The following is a 23,212-nucleotide window of genomic DNA, read 5'->3' as shown; positions in this document are numbered from 1 at the left end:
TTTTTTATTGTTACATCTATGATGTAATAAGTCACTTTATAATGAAATTATAAAGAGAGGTAATTAGAATGATAAATAAAATAGATTTAATTAATGAATTAAATAAACTATCTATAAAGAATTATGAAGATGTTTTTAGTTTCATTATGTCTTTCAATAACCCTATAGAATCTAAAAGCGATATTTGTTTGAATTGTCCACATTGTGGTTCAGTTGAGTTTGTTAAAAATGGAAAAACAAACAAAGGAATTCAAAGATACATTTGTCGCGAGTGTAATAAATCATTTTGTGATACATCTAATACTCTTCTTTATAGAAGTAGATGTACTGAAGATATATGGTTAAAATTTATTGATTGTGAAATATCAGGATTATCTTTAAAAGAAACTGCTTATTATAATAATTTAAGTGTCACAACTTGTTTTTATATGCGACATAAGCTTTATAAAGCAATCAGAAACTTAAAGATGAAAGAAACTTTATCTAGTAAAGTTGAATTAGATTGTATTTATACAAAGATAAATCTTAAAGGAACCAAACCATCAAATATGCCTAGACATAGTAAAAAGAGAGGTAATACATCTGCATATTCAGGTATATCTCATCACAAAGTATGTATTGTCGCTGCAATCGATGAAAATGATAATATGTTGCTTGAGATAGCTGGAGTTGGATCGGAATCAATGGAAAAATACACTAAATATACCGATAAATTTATGGATACAACTTTAATTATTTCTGACAGTAAACCATGTATTCAACAATTTGCGAATAATTTAGGTGTTAAGAATGATAAAGTTCCTGTGATAGCTAATAAAAAACGTTATACTACTAATCTAGGTAATAGTTTAGGTGATATTAATCAATTGGCTACCGGGATTACTAAGATTATAAAAAATAGTCATGGTGTATCTATAAGACATTTACAAGATTACTTATCATTTTACCTATATAAAAAACAATTACATTATAGAACTAATCGAAAAGATCATGCAAATATAATGTATAACTTATTAAAATACAATCATCATTTATCTAATAAGGATACGTTAAATTTTGATTATCCAATATCTTTAAAAGATGCTTATTATGAATATCGATATGGGATTTTTGCATAATCATCAACACTTAAATTGAAAAGAACGATAGATTTTTAAAAAATTTATTTTTGATAATTTGCCATTTCATTAAATGAATCTGCATTTAATGAAGCACCACCAATTAATGCTCCATCAATATGTTCTTGTGACATTAATTCTTTAATATTTGCTGGTTTTACTGAACCACCATATTGAATACGAATCGCATCACTAACAGCTTTTCCATAAATGCTCTCAACAACAGAGCGAATATATCCACAAGTTTCATTAGCCATCTCTGGCGTTGCTGTTTTACCTGTCCCAATAGCCCAAATTGGTTCATAAGCAATAACTACTTGTTTAGCTTCTTCAGCGCTTAAGCCTTCTAATGCTTTTTTAGTTTGAGCTTCAACTACTTGATTTGTCATATTATTCTCACGTTGTTCTAATTGCTCACCTACACATACAATCGGTGTTAAATCATATTTAAAAGCAGCGTGTGTTTTTTTATTTACTGCTTCATCAGTTTCATTAAAATAAAGACGTCTTTCACTATGACCAATAATTACGTAACTAACACCTGTATCATTTAAAATTACTGGAGATATTTCACCTGTAAAGGCACCACTTGCTTCATAATGCATGTTTTGAGCACCAATTTTTAAATTATCTCCTTGTCTTTTTACTAAGCAACGTAATAAAACTGCTGGGGCACATACAACAGTATCCACCTCTTCAATTGAAGGAACTGCTTGATTTACAGCATAAATAAATTGAAGTGCCTCATCACGTGTTTTATTCATTTTCCAGTTTCCTGCGATAATAGGTTTTCTCATTGAACTTCTCTCCTTTATGTAATTTATTACCCTTGCTATTATACACCAATTGGCACGAATTAAAAAGTTTTTTGTCAAACTAACCTCATATTTTTCGTGTTGATCTACCAATATTATTAGAAATAATCATATTTTTTTGTTCTTTCAAGGTTTTTATACACACTTGTAAAAATATGGATGTTGATGGATATTTATCTTCATAATATCCAAACAACATTTTCGCATAAAACCCATCACTTTTTGATAATGATGATTTTATACAAGTTCTCATTGCCTTCTCAACACTTGTTGCACTAACATTAAAATGTTGCCCAACCATATGATAAATAGTTTTCATGTACTTATTTATATTCTCACTCTTTTCTAACATGATATTCAAAACATACTCAAAGTAAGCATATCCAATATATGTTTTTAGTAAACCTATTTTTTTTAATATATTTATGACTTCAATTTGAGATTCAAAATATTTCTTTCCTTCTACCGTTTTCTTTATTCCAAGATGACATAATAATTGATGAATTTCACTTATATTAACATCTAAACCTTGAATATAATCAATATTTAATTTCTGACACTTATTCCTTATAAAGTCATTAATAAATGGGGTTATTAAAATGATTATCTCTGGTTTATTTTTTGTTTTAGAAAACAAACCTTCCAAGGCATATAAACCCGTCACTTGCGTTAATGCATTTTTACAAATAACAATATCATAATTATCTAAAGAGACTTTGTTTAGTAATTCCTGTCCGTTCAAAGCAATATCACTTAATGTGTATAAGTCATTCTCTAAAAAGCACTGCCTTAGTAGTTCAATAAACTCAATATTATTGTGAGCCACTAAAACTCTTTTTTTCCTCATACAATCACCCATTTATATTTATCTAATTTTATTATATATCATTAAAAAATTATATTCAAAACTTTTTTATAGATAAATAAAGAAGCAGCCTATTTATCTTACACATGTCTGCTTCATTTATAATTATTTTAATACAGTTAATACTTGAAGTTTTTGAACCAGTTATAAGCTTTTACAGCCTCATCATCATTAGAATATACTTTCATCATTATACAAAGTTGTAAAGCAAGTTCAATAAAACCTTGACCAGTTGAAGTGATTGCATTGCCATCAACAACAACATCCTCCTTAACAATAATCGAATTCTTAAATAAATCAAAATATTCACCATTTTCATCAATACCAGATGATGCTCCTGTGCATCGTTTGTTTTCAAGTAATCCATAACTTGCCATTAGATATGTTCCTGCACAAATACCCGCTATCAATTTATTTGTTCTATTTAGTTCTTTTATAAAATCTTTTAACTGTATATTGTTATATAAGTAAGCTGGATTACCACCTGGGATAATAAATAAATCTATATCATCAGTATTTAATTCATCAATTGTTTTATCCGGTATAAATTTTTGTTTCTCTTCACTAATATAAATTCGATTTTCTAATGCAGCAGTAAAATAATTTCCTTTAAATTGTAAAGCACTAAGTACCACTTCAAACTCACAAAATCCATCATAATAAAATATACAAATACTCATTTAATATCTCCCTCTATCATTTTATAAATGATTTTATCATTTTTAATTTCTTTTATTATAAATAAAAATACCTATAAAGTATCCACCTTTTAATGTCATGTCTTCTTTATAGGTATAATTTCAATAAGTCCTAAAACTAAAATTTAATTTCTACGTCTTTACGTTTAAATTCTTCTGCCTCGAAGAATTCTCTTGTTGTAAAGTGGAACATTCCCGCAATTATATTTGATGGGAATAATTGTACTTTTTGATTATATGCTGATACATTTGCATTATAAACTCTACGAGCAGCTTGTAAATGTTCTTCAACATCAGATATAGTCATTTGTAGTTGTTTGAAATTGTCATTTGCTTTTAAATCTGGATATTGTTCAACAACTACATTAATAGCACGCATCGCTGCATCCATTTGAGTAACCATTTTTTGTTTTTCTTCAATTGATGAATTTCCTAAGTTAACTGAATTACGCATAGCGATTACTTTTTCTAATGTTTCTCGCTCATGTTTAGCGTAACCTTTTACAACTTCAACCATTTTAGTTAAAACATCAAAACGTTTTGTTAAAGCAACATCAATTCCTGATTCTGCTTCATCAACCTTAATTTTACCGGCTTGTAAACTATTATATCCTCCGGCAATCCATAATATAATAAAGATAACTATAACAGCTATAATAATTAAAATCGTTGTACCTGGCATTTTTGTTTCCTCCTCTTAATCTGTTAAAATTTATTAATCCAATCAAATTATACCATATTTTTATATAAAAATTAATTGTTTTTTATTGGATTTAATCTATTATTGCTTAAATATTTTTCTATTTAATCTTAACTCTTCTACTATTTGTTTTAGTATTAAAATGTCCTCTACTTGAGAACTAACAAAGGCATCATCTATTGGTTTAAAGATAGGCGGTTCAAATGAATCCGCTGAACTATAAATCGCAATATGTAATTGACTACCAATAAAAGAAAAATATATTCTTCCTGGAAATCGTTTTTCTAAATTTTTCATATTAACCATTAAAGTTGGCGTTAATACATAAAAAGCATCATGTTGATTTGAAGCATATGTTTTGAATTTTTTGTTAAATTCCACATCTTCTAATGAAATTTTCTCAACATTTAATCCCCATTGAGCACCTCCAAAAAAGCCATCTTCTCGAACTTGTATGATTCCATTAAATTCTTTATTGAAATCATAAACAAACCAACGACCCTTAAAATAAGTTATGTATTCTACACGGCGATGTCCATCTTTATCAGTCGTTACATGCTTTTCTTCCATATGAACGTCACTTGCCATAAATTGAACATCATCAAAAGTACCATACATTAAATCTTCACAGTGATAACGATCTGGCTTTTTAAACAACTTACTACCCATTACCGTGTTTTTCCCAACACCATCTTTGTAGTCATATTTTAAATCCATACCTGTCTTGGCAATAATTAATGGCATTAATTGATTTTTAAACGCTTGTTTATATTTAGAAGCACTACTACCCACATAAGCTACTGAAAAAACTAAACCAATAATACCACCAAATACGATACCTTGACTATTTCCTATTAAAAGACCTAACAATAAGGTTACAATTATAATTCCAATACTATATAACATTCTTTTTTTGATAACTTGTCTTTGACTTTCTAATTGTTCTAATAATTGATTATATTCCATTGAGATACCTCCCTGTTAGAATTAATTATATCATTTCAAAAAAATATCTTAAATACTTTTTAAAGAATTTAAGATATTTTTTAAATATTAAGCAATCATTCTACACCTTCTGTATTTATTTATTACCTTTAATTAAAACCATTATACCAGCTATTGCGATTAATATAATTGGAACAAACCATAATAACCAATATGAAGCAACTGTAAGTACTAACAATGCAATTCCCATTATTTTACTATTTTCTGAATTTAATTTATTAGCAATAATAAATAAAGCAACCACAACAAGTATAGATAATACAGTTGAAACAAAATAAGTTGCAGTAAGATGGATATCAGGCATTTCTTGTCCTGCATTTTCAAATGCTTCTTTTACTTCTGACATTTCTTTTAATGCACTCCATAACAAATTAATAACTGCAACTAAAAAAATTCCAACTGCACCTAATATTGCTCCAATTCTTATCATTAATTTTTCTGTTTTAAACTCCATAAAATCACTCCTTTTTAATTTTATTATTTGTTAAGTGAAATATAATAAACATCATGCTTATTATTTCATCATAAACATCTTCTTAATTTCTTCTGTATATTCATTATTGTCATGATACACATAAAGTGGAGGTAATATTCTTAACCCGCCTTGATTACTTTTTCGTCCTTCAATTAAAACAGTATTACATTCTTTATGAGGTTTAGGATATACAAGCCGTAATCTTTTGGGTTCAATTTTATATTGTCTCATTATTTCAAAAATATCTAATAGACGATCTGGTCTATGGACTAAAGAGAAATAACCCCCATGTTTTAACAATAGACTTGCCTCTTTCACAACATCTTCTAAAGTCGCTAAAACCTCATGACGTGCTATCGTTAAGTAATCATTTTTATTTACATTCGAAGCATTCGTTACTTTAAAATAAGGTGGATTACAGGTCACAATATCACATGTATGATGACCTATTTTTTTATAAATTCCTTTTAAATCATCGTGAATTATCTCGATTTGATTCGATAATTGATTGATTTCAATATTTCGTTTAGCTAAATCATACGACTGTTCCTGAATTTCAACACCGATAATTTTAGCTTTTGTTTTCAAACTCAAAAACAACGGAATAGGACCATTTCCTGTTCCTAAATCAACAATCTTTTTGACATTTTTATTAATTGTCACAAAATTAGCTAACAGTGTTGAATCTAGCGAAAAATTGAACATATCTGGTCTTTGAATAATCTTTAAATGATCATAACCTAATAAATCATTTAAAACTTCATTTTCTTTTAACATTATTTTCACACTTCTTTATTTACTGATGGATTACTAGCCTTATTCTTTTTCTAAAACTAATAATTCTTCATCTACAGCTTCATCTTCATCTTTACTAACTGAAGTTCTGTTGATATCTTTAAGTTGATATGATTTAACTGCACTTGATTCTGTTATGATAACTTTTACAGTATCTAATAGTGCATTTATACCAAACACTTTACCTTCACCATCTGGTGTTGTGACAATTTCACCTACACGAGGCATTAGTTTTGACATTTCATCATAAAATTCCGATTCATACCGTAAACAACATAATAGTTTTCCACAGGCACCCGATATTTTCTGTGGATTAAGTGATAAATTTTGATTTTTCGCCATTTTAATAGAAACTGTATCAAAATTTCCTAAAAAAGTATTACAACATAAAACACGACCACAAGGACCTAATCCACCAATATATTTCGCTGCATCTCGTACGCCTACTTGTCTCAACTCAATCCGTGTTCTAAAAATAGATGCTAAATCTTTAACTAATTGACGAAAATCAATTCTATTTTCAGCACTGAAGTAAATGATTAATTTAGTTCTATCAAACGTATATTCACACCCTAATAGTCTCATAGATAATTCATTTTTAATAATTAACTGTTGACATTTATCTAGTATATGACTCTCTTCTTCTTTATTTTGATAATATTTTTTTAAATCTTCATCAGTTGCTTTTCTTATAATTGGTTTTATCGGTAAAAACACTTCATCTTTAGTTACTAGTTTAATATCTGAAACAACTTCGCCAAACTCAATTCCTCTTATTGTTTCAACTAATACTTTATCATTTACTTTTAAATCAATATCTCGTGGATCAAAGAAATATTTCTTACCAACATTTTTAAATCTAACAGCGATTACTTTATATTCTTCTTTTTCTTCATAAATAAACAAATCTTCGTTTATTGGTTTATTTTCTACTTCATCATTTATACTTTCTGATGAATCAACATTATTAACTTCTTTTTCCTCTTTTATTTTTTTATGATTTTTATAATAATTTTTCTTTTTATTTTTATTCTTACTCAACGATATTCCTCCTTTACATAAGGTTAATTAATAAATGATCTATAAGTAAAACAGTATTGGCATTATATTCTAAACTTATTTTCGATTTTAATATTTCATTTATATTATAAATTATCTTATCTGATGTTAAACGGTTTATATGGTTTTTCATAAAGTCTAATTCATGAATAAATATGACATTATCATTATCATTATCGACATTTTTTATATCACGCATATACATTAGCAATATATCCAAGAAATATTCTAAACTCTTTTTATTTTTACTTAAATCAATTTGACTATTCTCAGCAATCACAATTAAGTTTTCTTTTTTAGTTAAAATCGCTTGTCCAATTGTTTTAACTAAATCAATCACATGATTAATATTATCATCACTCGCTATTATTAAAGCTTCTTCTAAATCATTTGTTAGATGTGCACAAATCGAAGCGATATAAGGATCAATTTTATGCTGTATCAAATAATTGATAATTTCTTTTTTAGGGATGGGTTGAAAATTAATCACTTGACATCTAGAAATAATCGTCGGTAATATTTGATGTATATTATCTGTAATTAATATCGTATACGTTTCTTCTTGTGGTTCTTCAATAAATTTTAATATACTATTAGCTGCATTGTTTGACATTTTATCTATATTAACAATTATATATATTTTAGGACCTGGTTCTAAATTTGTCTTTGAATATTCTTGTTGAAGATATAATACTTGTTCTTTTTTTATCGTATTATTTTCAGGCTCAATAATTAAAACATTAGGATGATTATTATGTTCAATCCTTAGACAATTAATACATCTATCACAAACGTTTCCTGTTTCCTCACAATATAATAATTTCGCAAATTCCAATGCAATTTCTTTTTTCTTGGTCCCTTTTTCTCCTTCAAATAAATAAGCATGTGAAAGACGATTTTTCTTGTAACTATTCATTAACATTTTAATTACTTTTGGTTGAATATTAATACACGCTTCTAAAGACATGAAAATCATCCTTTAATTTTATGATATATAATCTGATAGACCTCATCTACGACTAAATCAAGATCACGATTGGCATCAACCACGATAATACGTTCTTTAAACATATTTTTAACTATTTCATAACCCTGATAAACTCTTTTATGAAACTCAATACTTTCTAAATCTAATCTATCTAACTGTTTGCGGTTACTGGTAATTCTAGATAACCCAACATCTGGTGAAATATCTAGAAAGATAGTCACATCAGGCATAATGTTATTAATTGCGAACTGATTAATCGCAAACACTTCATCAATACCAATCTCACGTCCATGTCCTTGATAAGCAAGAGAACTCTCCACAAATCGCTCACAAATCACGTTTTTTCCTGCTTCTAAAGCAGGTATGATTTTTTCAACTAAGTGTTGTCTACGACTAGCAGCATACAATAATGCTTCTGTTTTCACATCCATTGAGGTATTTTTAGGATTTAAAATAATATTTCTTATCTGTTCTGCAATATCTATTCCACCTGGTTCTCTTGTTGTCAGGTAATCAATTTGATCTTCATTTAATTTTTTCGCTATTTCTTTAACGACGGTCGTTTTGCCAGACCCATCAGGACCTTCTATTGTGATAAATAAACTCTTCATTTCTTAACCTCACTTCATTTACACTTAACTTATATTATCGCATAAATTAACGATTTTTTAAAGTCTTAACGTTAAGAAAAAGCATTATAGTGTATAAATCTATAATGCTTTTTCAATACGATTCATTAAAGCTAAAATCTTATTGATCTCTGCTTCACTATCTCGCCACCAATCGCTTGCCCAAATTCGATGGACAATCCAACCATGACTTTCTAAATACTTTTGACGATGATAATCTCTTTCTTTAATAGATGCCATTTTACTTGTATCTAATTCAATACCTAATAAATAACGATTTGATATTTTATCTTTAATCACAAAGTTTATTTTGTGAACACCTGTTCCAACATTTCTTTCTATATCAAAACCAATATTAACTAATTCATCATACACACTTTGTTCAAACAACTGCGTATTCTCTTTTGAATCTATCTCTATGTGTTCACTTAAACGATATAATATTTTTTGTGCAGTATCATTATCTCTTTCACTTATGGCTTTCACATATTCTAAATACTCTCTTAATAATTTTGGACCTCTATTTTTTAAATCATTAACATGTAATTCAAAAGGTTCTATAGAAGTCACCACATAAATTTTCTTTTTAGCACGACTGATTGCAACATTAAGGCGATTTTCACCACCAGCATTATTTAACCAACCAAATTGTCTAACAATTCGATTTTGCTCATTTGGTGCATACCCAATTGAGAAAATAATAATGTCTCGTTCATCACCTTGAACATTTTCAATATTTTTGACGAAAAGCTGATCCTTTGCTGGTTTTAATTTTTCACTTGCGATAAACTGATAAAATTCAGGATTATACAAACATTCTTGTTCAATCTTATCTAATATTAAATCTTTTTGCGTTGAGTTAAAGGTTATTATCCCGACTGTTTCATTTTTCCCTTCACTAAAGATTTTCTTTAGTAAAGTGATAATTTCATCTGCTTCAACTTCATTACTTCTATTAACCCAATGACCATTAACCTTAATCCGTTCTATCGGACGTTCTGTTGATAACTCAGGATTTGGACAAACATGTAACTTACCATTATAAAAAGCATAATTAGAAAAAGCAATTAATTCTTCATATTTTGAACGATAATGGTAATTTAACATCACTTCATGATAACGATGCTTCGCTAAATCCAATAAACTTTCCTCTTCAAGAACGCCACTATACTCATCATAATTTTCCTGATCTTCACTATCAATTCTTCCAAGACCAAATTTAGACGGACGTAATTGTTTACTATCTCCCGCTACAATTGCTTTTTGACCACGATATAAAATTGGGACAGCATTTTCAATAAACATTTGTGATGCTTCATCAAAGATAATTAAATCAAAAAGTGATTCTTTCATTGGCATAATTTCTGATATACCTTCTGGTGTTAGTAACCAAACATATATACTATTGAATAGTTCTAAATTAAACTCTTTAACAAGCTTTGGAATAGACCATTTTCTTTTACTATCACATTTTCTTTTTAATTCATTTAATCGTTTCGATTGTTCATTAAATACCTCACTAATATGTTGTTGTAAAATATTATATAAACATTCAAAAGTAAGTTTTTCTTTTTCAATCGATAGACTTGTTATTTTATCTCTAATATCACGATAACGTTCTGTTGTAATCAAAATATTATCATATTTTTGTTCGAATTCTAATATTACGACAGTAGTAAATATATCTATTAAATATTCATTTACTTTTTTAAAATTAATTTTTAACTTTTTACTTAAATAAAAACAATATTCAAAATATTTTTTCTCAACTAGATTTAAACTATCATATACATTTTTATTAAAAACATATTTAGGATAAGCTTCAATCGCATTCATAAAGAATTGAACATCATCATACATTACTTTTTTGACTTTCTTTTTTTGTTTACCACCAATTTTTTCGGTTAAAGATTTAATAGTACTAAGTAATGCTTTATTCTTATTGTTTAAACGCAGTTGCGTATACCAACCAAATTTTTTATATAATTCAACATAAAAAGGAATTTCATAAAAATCTTTTGTGGTAACATGTAAATCTGTTTCATTAATATCATTCTTAAAATAAGCATAAACACTTTCATACTTAACATAATTTTTATAGGCTAATAAATTTACTGAAACTTGAGATTCTTTAAACATTTGTCTAAGTTTTAATAACTGTTCCAGGGAAAAAGTATTTCTTATCCTTTTACCTTTTACTTCTTTAAATAAACGTTCTATATCACCATCATTAAAATTTAACTTACGCGAATTTTGATACAAATCGCGTAAACTTGCTTTTAACAATGTATTTGAATCAAGTAATGACTCTAAGTCACTTAGTTTTTCTAATTCACGATTAATTTCAACTGATTTTTCATTTATTTTATTTCTATTCACAACAAACTCATCATCTAGTTCTAATAAGGAATTAAGTTGTTTATAAAATAAATCTTTATTATTTGGGTCATCAACATAGAGTACAAAATCACTGATTTTTCCTAATCGATTATAGATTACATCAAGCGCTGTTTTCTTCTCAGATACGACTAGCACCTTTTTATTTTGCAGAACAGCTTGAGAAATGAGCGAAGTAATCGTTTGTGATTTACCAGTCCCAGGAGGACCTTGAATGACCATCGCACGGTCGATACTCGCTAATACTTTTTCTTGTGAATAATTCATTTCATTAATATAAAATAGATTATTTTCATTTGGATCTTGTTGAGATACCTCAGAAACTTGAGGCGTTGGATTATCAATTCCAACAAAAAGATCACGTACTAATCGGCTAATTACTTTATTATCAATAATTTCATTATAATCTCTTTGGATAGCATTACTATAGGTAGGATACGCCCCTAACACACAATAGGGTTTTAATTCTAATGCATCTTGATTGTCATAAGTAGGGAAGGTAAGATTCGTTGTCGCAAAAAATTCCTCAACTGATTTCAACTTTTTATTTTTTATTGAAACATTGTATTTCTTAAAATATTGAACAGCATGATCAATATAATATTCTTTAGACATTTCTTCAACTACATCATCAACGATTACTTCATTTTTATTATTAAATTTATTACTAGCGATAATTAATGTCGAATTATATAAAATATCTCGACTTTTATCAAACGATAATCGGTATTCATTATTCACCACTTCTATTTGAGCAGGAAAAAGCATAAGTGGGGCTTTTATCTTAAAATCACTAAATAAACGCCCTTCTACATAAGGATAAGCTAAATATAAAACCTCTTGTCCTTTTTCAATCCTAACTTTTTCCACTTCACGATACAAAGTCTTTATCGCATGATATTCTTCAACTGCTTTTAAATTATTCTCTTTATCATAATTTACTTTCGCAATCACAAACTGTTTCTTTCCATTTTCATTTATAAATGCATCAAGTATTTTGTTGGCATTCCCTAGTCTTGTTAAATCAAACGCTGTTTTATTAGTCAATCGATTCGCATACAACAATCTATTTTTTTGATTAATATTCACTAATTTATTATTTAACTTTTGTAGAATTTCAAGTTCTTTATTATTCGTCCGTGAATAAGAATATACTGTTTTAATATGATCATTTACAACATCTAAAAACCTTTGCGCATACTTTCCCACAAAAGCTTCTCCAATCCCTCTAATCTTCTTAAAATCAGAAACTTTCTCAGGCATTAAACTAACAATAGAATGGAGTACATCATCATTACAAACAACTACCCGATTCTGCTTCTTTTTTAATTTATTTTTAAAACTTTCATTTTTAATATTTTCTCTTAAATCAACTAATTTAGATAAAAGAACTTTATCCATACATATCACCTCACTTTAGGCATAAGTATATTTTATCACATTATAGTTATAAAAAAAAGAAGCAATAAATAGCTTCTTGTAGAATAAATAATTTAATTTTTGATTATACATCGTTAAGATATAACGATTACTTTAGTAAAAATGGTCTAGATACCCATTTTATTAATTAAATCTTGTAATATATTTGCACTGTTTATCAATCTATCTTGATCTGCTTTACTCATATGAATTTTTATCACTTCACGTATCCCTTGTCGATTTATAATAGCTGGTAGACCAATGTATAATTTGTCGACACCATAATAATTTTCGACAAAAGCACTCACCGGAATAATACTATTAGAATTATTGAAGATAGCTTTCGTAATATGACAAAGACTCATTCCAATTCCGTAATATGTCGATTTTTTCCGTTTTATGATTTTATATGCGGCATCGCGTACATCGACATAAATCTTCTCTAAATCGTCAAAATTATACGTTTTATCTTCACTCACTACATCCAGAAGTGGCTTTACTCCTACATTCGCATTACTCCATAGTGGAAATTCGCTATCCCCATGCTCCCCAACAATATAGGCATGAATATTTTTACTATGTATTTTGAGATAATCCGACAAGAGATAACGTAGTCTTGCTGAGTCAAGTGACGTTCCAGACCCAAAAACTTGTCGACTACTTAAGTTAGAATGCTTTAATGCGACATAGGTTAGGATATCCACAGGATTTGTCGCAATTAGTAATATTCCGTCAAACCTACTTTCCTTTATCCTTTCGACTATTCCTTTAATAATTTTCGAGTTTTTATTCAACAAATCCAGACGTGTTTCTCCTTCTAATTGTGCTGCCCCTGCAGTAATAACAATAATATCTGCATCTTTACAATCACTATAATCTCCAGCATATATTTTCATATCTTTAGGTGCAAAAGCGAGACCATGATTTAAATCCATCGCTTCACCTTCAGCTTTTTTCTTATTTATATCAATTAGAACTAGCTCATCACAAACACCTTGATTTAATAAAGCAAAAGCATAACTCATCCCAACAAATCCTGTCCCAACTAACACTACTTTTCGATATTTCATTATTTACCTCCTCATATAAGGTTTTAATAATTCTATATCATATTTTCCCATTATATACTCAGAATATACTTCTTAAATTAATTCAATATTGACAATACTAGCGATACTAAATTTATCTTTTTTATGATTATTATCGATGATAATCGTTTTTTTAATAATATCAATTTTATCAATTATACCTTCAACTAAATATATATAACCATCATGATAATAATGAAGACTAACCATTTCTTTGTTTTCAAAGTATCTATATAATCGTTCATTTAACTCATCTAATTGATCATCACTTAAAATAGGTCGTGGAACCTTATTCATCTCATAAATTAATTTATTAATATATTCTGCTTGTTCAGGCAATGATGCAAAAGGTTGCCATTTAACCATTCCTCTTTGTTTCATTGTCTCACTCCTCCTTCTTATGATATTTAAGTTCAGCATAATGACCGCCAATTAATTTACTTCTTCTAATAGAAGTTGCTTTATCTAGATAAGATACACCGCGTAAAATACTTTTTTTACCAAACTTATTTCGTATTTCATCCATCACATATGCTAACCTTTGTTGACGTGCTCTATCTTCAAATAGACCTAATTGAATTGGTCTATCCTCACTTAACTTACCAATACTAATCGCTATCGTTCGAATCGGTCTACCATCATAAAATTTATTAAATAAATACTCACATGCCTCATAAATTTCATGTGTAATATTGGTTGGTTCATCAAGTGTCATTTGGCGAGAAAATCCACCACCACCCACATCTTTTGAATAACCAATACTTAAATGGATGGTTTTCCCCATCCTCTTTCTCAAACGTATTCGCATGCCTAACTCTTCACATTGTTCTAACATTACAATTCGTATATTTTCATAATAATCTTCAAATAACGTTTGCCCAATTCCATAATTATGATCATGAATATGATGAGGACTTCTTATTAAACTTCTATCAATTCCATGACTATGATAATATAGCTCTTCTCCAATAATCCCTAATTTTCTACTCAATTTATTAACATCATACTTAGCAATATCACCTACTTTATACATTCCCATTAAATTTAATGTCTTTTCTAAATTTCTTCCAATCCCCCACATTTCTGAAAGCGGAGTAACTGGCCATAATTTTCTTTCCACATCTTCATAAAGCCAATAAGCAATTCCGTCCGGATTTTTTTTTGCTTCTAAATCAAGTGATAATTTCGCTAGTAACATATTTGGTCCTATCCCACAAGCAGATTTTAATCCTGTTTCATCAAATATATCTGCCATTATAATTCTTGCCATTTCTTTAATTTCATTAGTAAATAAATGCATTGTATCTGTGACATCTAAAAAACTTTCATCAATTGAATAAATATGCAAATCCTCTCTAGGAACATATTTTAGAAATATTTCAATTATTTTTTGTGAAAACTCTAAATAAGCTTTCATACGTGCTGGTGCCATAATAATTCCTTGATCCTTAGGTAACTCGTAAAACCTGCACCTATTTTTATATCCTAGTTTCTTAAGACCTGGAGAAATCGCCAAAACAATACTTCCTTGACGCTCTAAATTACCAACAACAGCTAATTTATCCGTCATTGGATCAAGTCCACGCATCACACATTCACAACTAGCATAAAACCCACGTAAGTCAATGCACATAATATTTCGATTGTTTGGATATTCTAACATCTTATCACTCATCTCAAACATATGTTTGCTTTATTTTTATTATATGCATATTTTCATGAAAAAACAACTCCTTTTGTATAAAAAAGCAAACAATTGTTTTAGTAATTTTATCCACAACTCTTAATTAATAAAAATTATTTATCTTTTTTTCATTCTTCTTTGAATGAAAAAAAATGCATCAAAGCAATGCTTTAATGCATTTTTTATTAATTGTCTTTTTATTTTTTATTTATATGCTCATTAAATATACCACGTTTTGTGTAATGAGTATGTAAATATTTATGTGAATTATGTCCTAAAGGATGATCTAAAAATGCCTCATAAATTTTCTTAATAAATGGATTTTCATGTGATTTTCTAATCGTTTTTCCTTCATCCTCTTTATAAATCGCTGCTAAACGTTTCTCACGAACATAATCATTAGTTGGACGTGGTTGACCACCACCACTAATACAGCCACCAGGACAACCCATTACTTCAATAAAATGATATGGAGAAGTACCATTAGCGATTTCTTCCATTAATTTCTTAGCGCCTTCTAATCCACTTGTAACAGCCACTTTAACCGTTACACCATTTAAGAAATCATATTCAGGAAGTGCATCTTCAATAAGTACATCAGCTACTTTAATTTGATCAAATCCAACAATTGGGGTAACATGAAGATTTTTAAATGGTAATTCTCTTCCTGTCACTAGTTCATATACTGTTCTAAGTGCTGCTTCCATAACACCACCAGTAGTTGCGAATATATCCGCTGCTCCTGTTGATAAACCTAGTGGATTATCAAATTCACTATCCTCTAAAGATCTAAAATCTAGTCCAGCATCTTTAATCATTTTTGCCAATTCTCTTGTAGTTAATACAGCATCAACATCAGGATAACCTGTTGAATTCATTTCAGGACGTGTAATTTCAAATTTCTTCGCAGTACATGGCATTACAGAAACAACATAAATATCTTTTGGATCTACACCAATCTTTTCTGCATAGAATGATTTAGCTAGCGCACCTAACATCATATGTGGTGATTTACAAGTAGAAAGATGTCCTAATTGTTCTGGGAAAGCATGCTCAACATACTTAATCCAACCTGGACTACAACTTGTAATCATTGGAAGTGTTGCATCCTCATTTTTAAGTGCATTCGTAACGCGTGATAAAAATTCTGTTCCTTCTTCCATAATGGTTAAGTCAGCTGCAAAGTTTGTATCAAACACATCATCAAATCCAATTCCTCTTAAAGCAGACACCATTTTACCAGTTACAAGCGTTCCTGGTTCATAATCAAATTCCTCACCAAGTGCTGCCCTAATCGCTGGTGCTGTTTGAATCATAACACGTTTATTATCATCATATAGTGCTTCCCATACATTATCTATTGAATCTTTTTCATACAATGCACCAACTGGACAAACAACGATACATTGTCCACAATTACTACAGTTAACAGAGTTAATCGGTAACTCTTCTGGAGGTCCAATAATTGTTTTAAATCCTCTGTTTTGTGCATTCATAATGCCAACACCTTGAATCTCATTACATACTGTTACACACCGTCTACATAAAATACATTTCGCTGTATCTCTTACAATTGATGGTGAAGAATCATCAATAAATGATTTAGAACTTTCACCTTCAAAACGATCATTATCTACCTGTAACAACTCTCCTAATTTTTGAAGTTCACATTCTTGATTACGTGAACAATTAAGACAATCTTTAGGATGGTCCGATAACATTAATTCATATAATACTTTTCTGGTATCTCTTACTTTTTTAGAATTTGTTTTAATAACCATACCTTCTTTAGCTTCAACCATACAAGATGCTTGAAGTGTCTTAGCTCCTTCTACTTCAACAACACATATTCGACAAGAACCAATCTGATGAACCCCCTCAAGATAGCATAAATGAGGAATTAAAATATTGTTATATTTGGCAGCCTCTAATATGGTCATCCCTTCTTTTGCCTTAACCTTTTTATTATTTATTGTTAGGTTAATCAATTTTATCTCCTCCTATCACATCTTAAACATCTCATTGACTCAGCTATCGCATTTAGTTTATGGAAACCAATGGTAACTTCTTTGAAATTTGATGTTCTATCTTTAGGGTCAAGAAACTTCATTGGGAATCTTTCATGTTCAACAATTTCTCCCTCATCTGATCCTTTTGGAATCTCAATTTCTTCACCTGTATTTAATACGCCTTTACCACCTAAGAATACATCAATTGAACGGGCACATTTTTTACCATCAGCGATTGCTGTAATGACAGTATCTGAACCTCTAGCAACATCTCCACCTGCAAATACACCTTCTAAACGTGTCATTAAAGTGTCTTTATCAGTGACAAAAGTACCCCATTTTGTTACTTCTACTTCATCTTTTTTAATAAATGGTAAATCTGAGTATTGACTTACTGCAGGAATAATCATATCCGCCTTAATTCTAAATTCAGTTCCCTTAACAGGTACTGGTTTACGTCTTCCACCAGAATCAAATTCACCTAATTCCATCTTCAAACATTCAATTTCTTGAACTTTATTGGTTCCATGAATTTTTACTGGGGATACTAATTCAATAATTTTAATATTTTCTTCTTGTGCATCTATTACTTCTCTTTCATCTGCAGGCATGTCACCTATTGTTCTACGGTATAAAATAACAACTTCACTAGCACCTTTACGAACGGCTACTCTCGCTGCATCAATCGCTGTATTTCCACCACCAATAACAACAACTCTTCCCTCTACTTGTTTACACTTATCTAAATGAACATCTTTTAAGAAATCTAATCCATGATAGACTCCTTTTAATTCTTCACCAGGAATACCAATTTTTCTTGAGAACTGTGTTCCTGTTGCTATATAAACTGCATCATGCTTAGCTTTTAATTCATCAAAAGTAATATCCTTACCAACTTCAACATTTAAATTAATATTTACACCAACTTGTTCTATTAATTTAATTTCTTTTTGAAGTATTTCTTTCGGTAATCTATATTCCGGAATACCAAAGGCTAGTACCCCACCAGCAACCGGTTGCTGTTCATAAACTTCTACATCATAACCTAATCGAGCTAAATAATAACCACAAGTTAAACCTGATGGTCCTGCTCCTATAATACCAACTGATTTACCCTTTTTAGGGAAAACTAAATCCATATAAGGTGTATCATCTTTTAACACCTCATCCGCAATATAACGTTTTAAATCTGATATCGCGATAGACTCATCTAATTGAGATCTTCTACATTTACTTTCACATGGATGGGTACAAACTCGACCACATACCGCTGGGAATGGATTTTCTTTTCTAATGAGATTATAGGCATCTCTAATTCTACCTTCAGCAATAAGCGCAATATATCCTGGTACATTTATATCAGCTGGACATGCGTTTTGACATGGTGATAAGAATAAATCACTACATACGCCTGCTTCACAATACTTGTATTTAATATGATCCTCATATTCTTGTCTGAAATACTTAATTGTACTCAACACAGGATTAGGAGCTGTTTGACCTAAACCACATATTGCTGTCTCTTTAATCGTCTCACCAAGCTCTATTAATAGTTCAATGTCTCCCTCTTTTCCTTCTCCCTTTGTAATTCTTTCTAAAATTTCTAACATTCGTTTTGTTCCTACTCGACACGGCACACATTTTCCACAAGATTCTTCCTGAACAAACTCCATAAAGAATCGTGCCATATCAACCATACAAGTATCTTCATCCATACTAATGAGTCCACCAGAACCCATAATTGCTCCAAGTTCTTTCAGATTATCATAATCAACTTTTGTATTTAAAAATTCTTTTGTAATACATCCACCAGATGGTCCACCTGTTTGAGCAGCCTTAAACTTTTTATTTTTAGGTATTCCACCACCTATATCATATAAAATATCTCCTAAAGTAATCCCCATTGGTACTTCAACAATACCAGAATTATTGATATCTCCCGCTAAGGCGAAAACTTTAGTCCCTTTACTACCTTCAGTACCGAAACATTTAAACCATTTACTTCCTTTTTGGATGATAAGAGGAACATTCGCAAATGTTTCCACATTATTAATAATCGTCGGTTTTTCAAACAAGCCCTTTTCAAAAGGAAAAGGTGGTTTTTGACTCGGCTCACCCCGACGCCCTTCAATTGATGCCATTAGCGCTGTTTCTTCTCCACAAACAAATGCCCCTGCACCAATTCTTATTTCAAGATCAAAATTGAATTCACTTCCTAAAATATTCTTTCCTAAAATTCCATTTTCTCTTGCTTGTATAATCGCATTTTGTAATCTCTCAACAGCTAAAGGATACTCCGCTCTTACATAAACATATCCTTTTGTAGAACCTATTGCATATCCACCAATCATCATTCCTTCAATAACACAATGAGGGTCTCCTTCAAGAATACTTCGGTCCATAAAAGCACCAGGGTCTCCTTCATCTGCATTACAAACAATATATTTTTCCTTACCAGGTGCGTTTAATCCTGCTTGCCATTTAATACCAGTTGGGAAGCCTCCACCTCCACGACCACGTAAACCAGATTGTTTCATTTCTTCAACTACTGCTTCACTAGACATATTCTGAAGTACTTTAGCTAACGCCATATATCCATCATTTGCGATATATGCTTCAATCGAAGCATAATCAATCGTGCCACAATTTTTAAGTGCTATTTTCACTTGTTGTTTAAAGTAATTAATATCGTATAAATGTGGAATATATCTTTCCTCTACAGAATCATAATAAGTTTTATCTAATTTAATCTCTCCATTAATAAAATGGGAAGCAACAATTTCTGGTACATCTGAAACTTCTACTTTTGTATAAAAAATATCTCCTGGTTGTACAAGCATTACCGGTCCTATATCACATGTACCCATACATCCTGTTTCAGTAATAAATACATCATTTGTTAAATTATTTTCATCAACCGCTTTAATGAGTGCATCTTTCACATCATAACAATTTGAAGAGATACATCCAGCCCCACCACAAACTAATACTTTGAATTTGTACTTATCACATTGTTCCTGAAATTTCTTTTTAATATTTTCTAAATCTTCCATACTTTTAATTAAGTTCTTACTCATCATTTTCACATCCTTCTAGTTTTCGTTTCATACTTAGTAATACTTCTCAAGGATTGAATGCAATTTATCAGGATTAACCTGTTTAAAAACCTTGTCATTAATCGTTATAGCTGGTGCTAATCCACAAGCCCCAATACAGCGCATAACTTCTAGCGTAAACTTACCATCTTTTGTGGTGTCACCTACATTAATATCTAGAATTTCTCCTAGTTTTTCAGCGATTTTTTTACCACCTCTTACGTAGCAAGCTGTCCCAAGACAAACACGTATGGTATTTTCCCCACGTGGTTGGGTAGAAAAGAATGAGTAAAATGATACTACCCCAGAAACTTCAGATAAAGGTATGTTAAGCCTTTGTGCGATAAATTCCTGAAGTTCTAGCGGTAGATAACCAAAAATCCCTTGAGCAAAATGAAGAATTTGAATGAGACACCCTTCTTTGTCTTTGTACTCTTCGATTATTTGTTCAATCTTCGCATATTTTTGTTCATCTGATTCTTCACAACAACTACACTTCTTAGAATCTTCTAACATATTCAACCTCCCCTTAAATCATTTAACTTTGTTATAAGTTTCACAAATGACATCAAAAAAAATAACCAAGTTATACATAAATTATATCATTATATATAGATAATTTCAAAATTTTTCATGCGTCATATTCCGACAACATTCTTCAAGTTTCACCATTTTTTTCACAAAAAAACTGGATAAATCGACAATTTATCCAGTTAACTATAATATTTTAACAATTTTTATAGACCATCTTTCCACCTACAAAGGTCATCAGTACTTCAATATCCTTTATATTAGAACGCTTAGTCTTAAGGATATCATCCTTTAATACAACTAAATCAGCAAACTTGTTTTCTGTTATACTTCCTTTGGTATTTTCTTCAAAGGAAGTATAAGCCCCTTCTTGTGTATAATGATATAATGCCTCATATACACTCAACCTCTCTTTAGGATTCCATCCACCAATAGGTTCTCCACTAAGATCAGAACGTGTAACTGCACAGTGAATATTTGACATTGTATCTAATGCTTCAACAGGACAATCCGTTCCAAAAGAAGTATGAATTCCTTTATCAATCATTGACTTAAAAGCATAAGATGTCTTTGCCAGCTCCTTACCTACTCGGTCTTCAACAATGTGTAAATCATAATGAAGAAAGATGGGCTGTACATAAGCACATATATCTAATTCTTTATATTTATTTAATAAGTATTCGTCCATAATCTGACAATGAATAATTCCATGACGATGATTAGCTCGATAGTCTTTTTCTAATATTTTTTCATAACTTTCAAACACCATATACATCGCTCTATCCCCAATACAATGTACAGCTATTTGCATGCCTGCTTGATGTGCTGTTCCAATTAAATCATCTAATTCCTCTTGTGAATAACACATAATCCCTCTTGTACTAGGATCATCTGCATATGGTTTCGTTAACGCAGCTGTTCTAGCTCCAAGTGAACCATCACTTAAAACCTTTAATGGACCTATTTTAAAGAATTCATTTCCAACTCCTGTATTGTAACCTAAAGATAAAAATTCAATTAACTCTTCTTTATTTAATAAACTTTGTTCATAAATACGACAGGTTAATTTTCCTTCATCTCTTAAGGCTTCATAAGCCTTAAGTACTTGTTTATAATTGCCTGCATGTGATAAATCATCTGTTTGAATTGACGTAAGCCCCTTACTATTTGCATATTTCATAGCTAATAGTAACGTTTCTTTTATGTCATCAACTCTTGGTTTGGGCATATTCTCGAAAATTAGACTTAATGCGTTCTCCCTAAATAACCCCAAATCAATATCAAACGCTCCCCCTTCGACCTCTTCTGTCAAATGATTAATTCCACATACTTCTAATGTTTTAGAATTTACAACTGCCATATGTCCACAAGCACGTGTTAAAATAATTGGATGTTTTGTTGATATTTGATCTAAATCCATTCGAGTTGGAAATCTCTTATCCCCAGTAAAATAATCTTGATTCCATCCCCGCCCTTGAATCCAACGATTATATGCTATATTTTTATCATTTATATAACTTTTTACTTTCAAAATTATCTCATCAATCGATTGAACATTCATCAAATTTACCATTTGTAAGGTTAATCCAAACCCATATAAATGCATATGACTATCATTAAGTCCAGGAATAACTGTTTTTCCTTCTAAATCAATACATTCTTCTCCAGGAAATTTCATTGAAAGGATTTCTTCATTAGTACTCACTTTAACAAATTTATTACCTTTAATCTTAACTGCTTGAGCAAACTTATTTCTTTTATCCATCGTAATAAAATTACCGTTATATAAAATCATACACTTTAACTCCTTATATTTTAACTAATCTATAATTATTATATAAT

Annotated in this window: 19 protein-coding genes; 1 reads left to right on the top strand and 18 read right to left on the bottom strand. The window is 29.9% G+C overall.

Annotation, left to right across the window (positions count from 1 at the left end; translation table 11 throughout):
* Positions 1-68: 68 nt before the first annotated feature.
* Positions 69-1,118 (top strand): IS1595 family transposase, encoded by a 1,050-nt coding sequence (locus tag KHQ81_14915; GenBank protein QVK18096.1) that lies wholly within the window; start codon positions 69-71, stop codon positions 1,116-1,118.
* Positions 1,119-1,162: 44 nt separating this feature from the next.
* Here KHQ81_14915 and tpiA read toward each other — a convergent pair whose 3' ends face one another.
* From tpiA to KHQ81_14825, 18 genes are all read right to left on the bottom strand, one after another.
* Positions 1,163-1,915, bottom strand: coding sequence for a triose-phosphate isomerase (tpiA, locus tag KHQ81_14910; GenBank protein ID QVK18095.1), 753 nt, complete (start codon positions 1,913-1,915; stop codon positions 1,163-1,165).
* Positions 1,916-2,000: 85 nt separating this feature from the next.
* Complete coding sequence (locus tag KHQ81_14905; GenBank protein QVK18094.1) at positions 2,001-2,780, bottom strand: hypothetical protein; 780 nt, start codon at positions 2,778-2,780, stop codon at positions 2,001-2,003.
* A 137-nt stretch (positions 2,781-2,917) separates the two neighbouring features.
* The gene (locus KHQ81_14900) at positions 2,918-3,478 is read right to left on the bottom strand and encodes a DJ-1/PfpI family protein (protein QVK18093.1); all 561 of its coding nucleotides are present in this window, start codon (positions 3,476-3,478) and stop codon (positions 2,918-2,920) included.
* 136 nt (positions 3,479-3,614) lie between these two features.
* Positions 3,615-4,178, bottom strand: coding sequence for a LemA family protein (locus KHQ81_14895; protein ID QVK18092.1), 564 nt, complete (start codon positions 4,176-4,178; stop codon positions 3,615-3,617).
* Between the two features lie 99 nt (positions 4,179-4,277).
* Positions 4,278-5,162, bottom strand: a complete 885-nt coding sequence (locus KHQ81_14890) for a DUF3137 domain-containing protein (protein ID QVK18091.1) — start codon at positions 5,160-5,162, stop codon at positions 4,278-4,280.
* 115 nt (positions 5,163-5,277) lie between these two features.
* On the bottom strand, positions 5,278-5,655 hold the full coding sequence (locus KHQ81_14885) for a hypothetical protein (protein QVK18090.1): 378 nt from the start codon (positions 5,653-5,655) through the stop codon (positions 5,278-5,280).
* Between the two features lie 60 nt (positions 5,656-5,715).
* Positions 5,716-6,453, bottom strand: a complete 738-nt coding sequence (locus KHQ81_14880; GenBank protein ID QVK18089.1) for a tRNA1(Val) (adenine(37)-N6)-methyltransferase — start codon at positions 6,451-6,453, stop codon at positions 5,716-5,718.
* A gap of 39 nt (positions 6,454-6,492) precedes the next feature.
* Complete coding sequence (locus KHQ81_14875) at positions 6,493-7,371, bottom strand: stage 0 sporulation family protein (protein QVK19661.1); 879 nt, start codon at positions 7,369-7,371, stop codon at positions 6,493-6,495.
* Between the two features lie 154 nt (positions 7,372-7,525).
* Positions 7,526-8,497: a DNA polymerase III subunit delta' gene (holB, locus tag KHQ81_14870; GenBank protein QVK18088.1), complete on the bottom strand. Its 972-nt coding sequence runs from the start codon at positions 8,495-8,497 to the stop codon at positions 7,526-7,528.
* Positions 8,498-8,502: 5 nt separating this feature from the next.
* Positions 8,503-9,129, bottom strand: coding sequence for a dTMP kinase (locus KHQ81_14865; GenBank protein ID QVK18087.1), 627 nt, complete (start codon positions 9,127-9,129; stop codon positions 8,503-8,505).
* 99 nt (positions 9,130-9,228) lie between these two features.
* Positions 9,229-12,945, bottom strand: a complete 3,717-nt coding sequence (locus KHQ81_14860; GenBank protein QVK18086.1) for an HRDC domain-containing protein — start codon at positions 12,943-12,945, stop codon at positions 9,229-9,231.
* A gap of 146 nt (positions 12,946-13,091) precedes the next feature.
* A complete protein-coding gene (locus KHQ81_14855) occupies positions 13,092-14,033 on the bottom strand; it encodes an L-lactate dehydrogenase (protein ID QVK18085.1) in 942 nt (313 codons plus the stop codon).
* Positions 14,034-14,105: 72 nt separating this feature from the next.
* On the bottom strand, positions 14,106-14,432 hold the full coding sequence (locus KHQ81_14850; GenBank protein ID QVK18084.1) for a YolD-like family protein: 327 nt from the start codon (positions 14,430-14,432) through the stop codon (positions 14,106-14,108).
* A gap of 4 nt (positions 14,433-14,436) precedes the next feature.
* Positions 14,437-15,714, bottom strand: a complete 1,278-nt coding sequence (locus KHQ81_14845) for a type VI secretion protein ImpB (protein ID QVK18083.1) — start codon at positions 15,712-15,714, stop codon at positions 14,437-14,439.
* Positions 15,715-15,932: 218 nt separating this feature from the next.
* Positions 15,933-17,723, bottom strand: a complete 1,791-nt coding sequence (locus KHQ81_14840; protein QVK18082.1) for a [FeFe] hydrogenase, group A — start codon at positions 17,721-17,723, stop codon at positions 15,933-15,935.
* Positions 17,724-17,725: 2 nt separating this feature from the next.
* Positions 17,726-20,824 (bottom strand): FAD-dependent oxidoreductase, encoded by a 3,099-nt coding sequence (locus KHQ81_14835; protein ID QVK18081.1) that lies wholly within the window; start codon positions 20,822-20,824, stop codon positions 17,726-17,728.
* 30 nt (positions 20,825-20,854) lie between these two features.
* Positions 20,855-21,355, bottom strand: coding sequence for an NAD(P)H-dependent oxidoreductase subunit E (locus KHQ81_14830; GenBank protein ID QVK18080.1), 501 nt, complete (start codon positions 21,353-21,355; stop codon positions 20,855-20,857).
* A 211-nt stretch (positions 21,356-21,566) separates the two neighbouring features.
* Positions 21,567-23,165, bottom strand: a complete 1,599-nt coding sequence (locus tag KHQ81_14825) for an amidohydrolase (protein QVK18079.1) — start codon at positions 23,163-23,165, stop codon at positions 21,567-21,569.
* Positions 23,166-23,212: the final 47 nt, after the last annotated feature.

This window comes from Mycoplasmatota bacterium (assembly GCA_018394295.1).
In the GTDB taxonomy this organism is placed as follows: domain Bacteria; phylum Bacillota_I; class Bacilli_A; order Haloplasmatales; family Haloplasmataceae; genus JAENYC01.
Note: the sequence above shows the minus strand (reverse complement) of the source record. Positions and strands in the feature narration are given on the sequence as shown.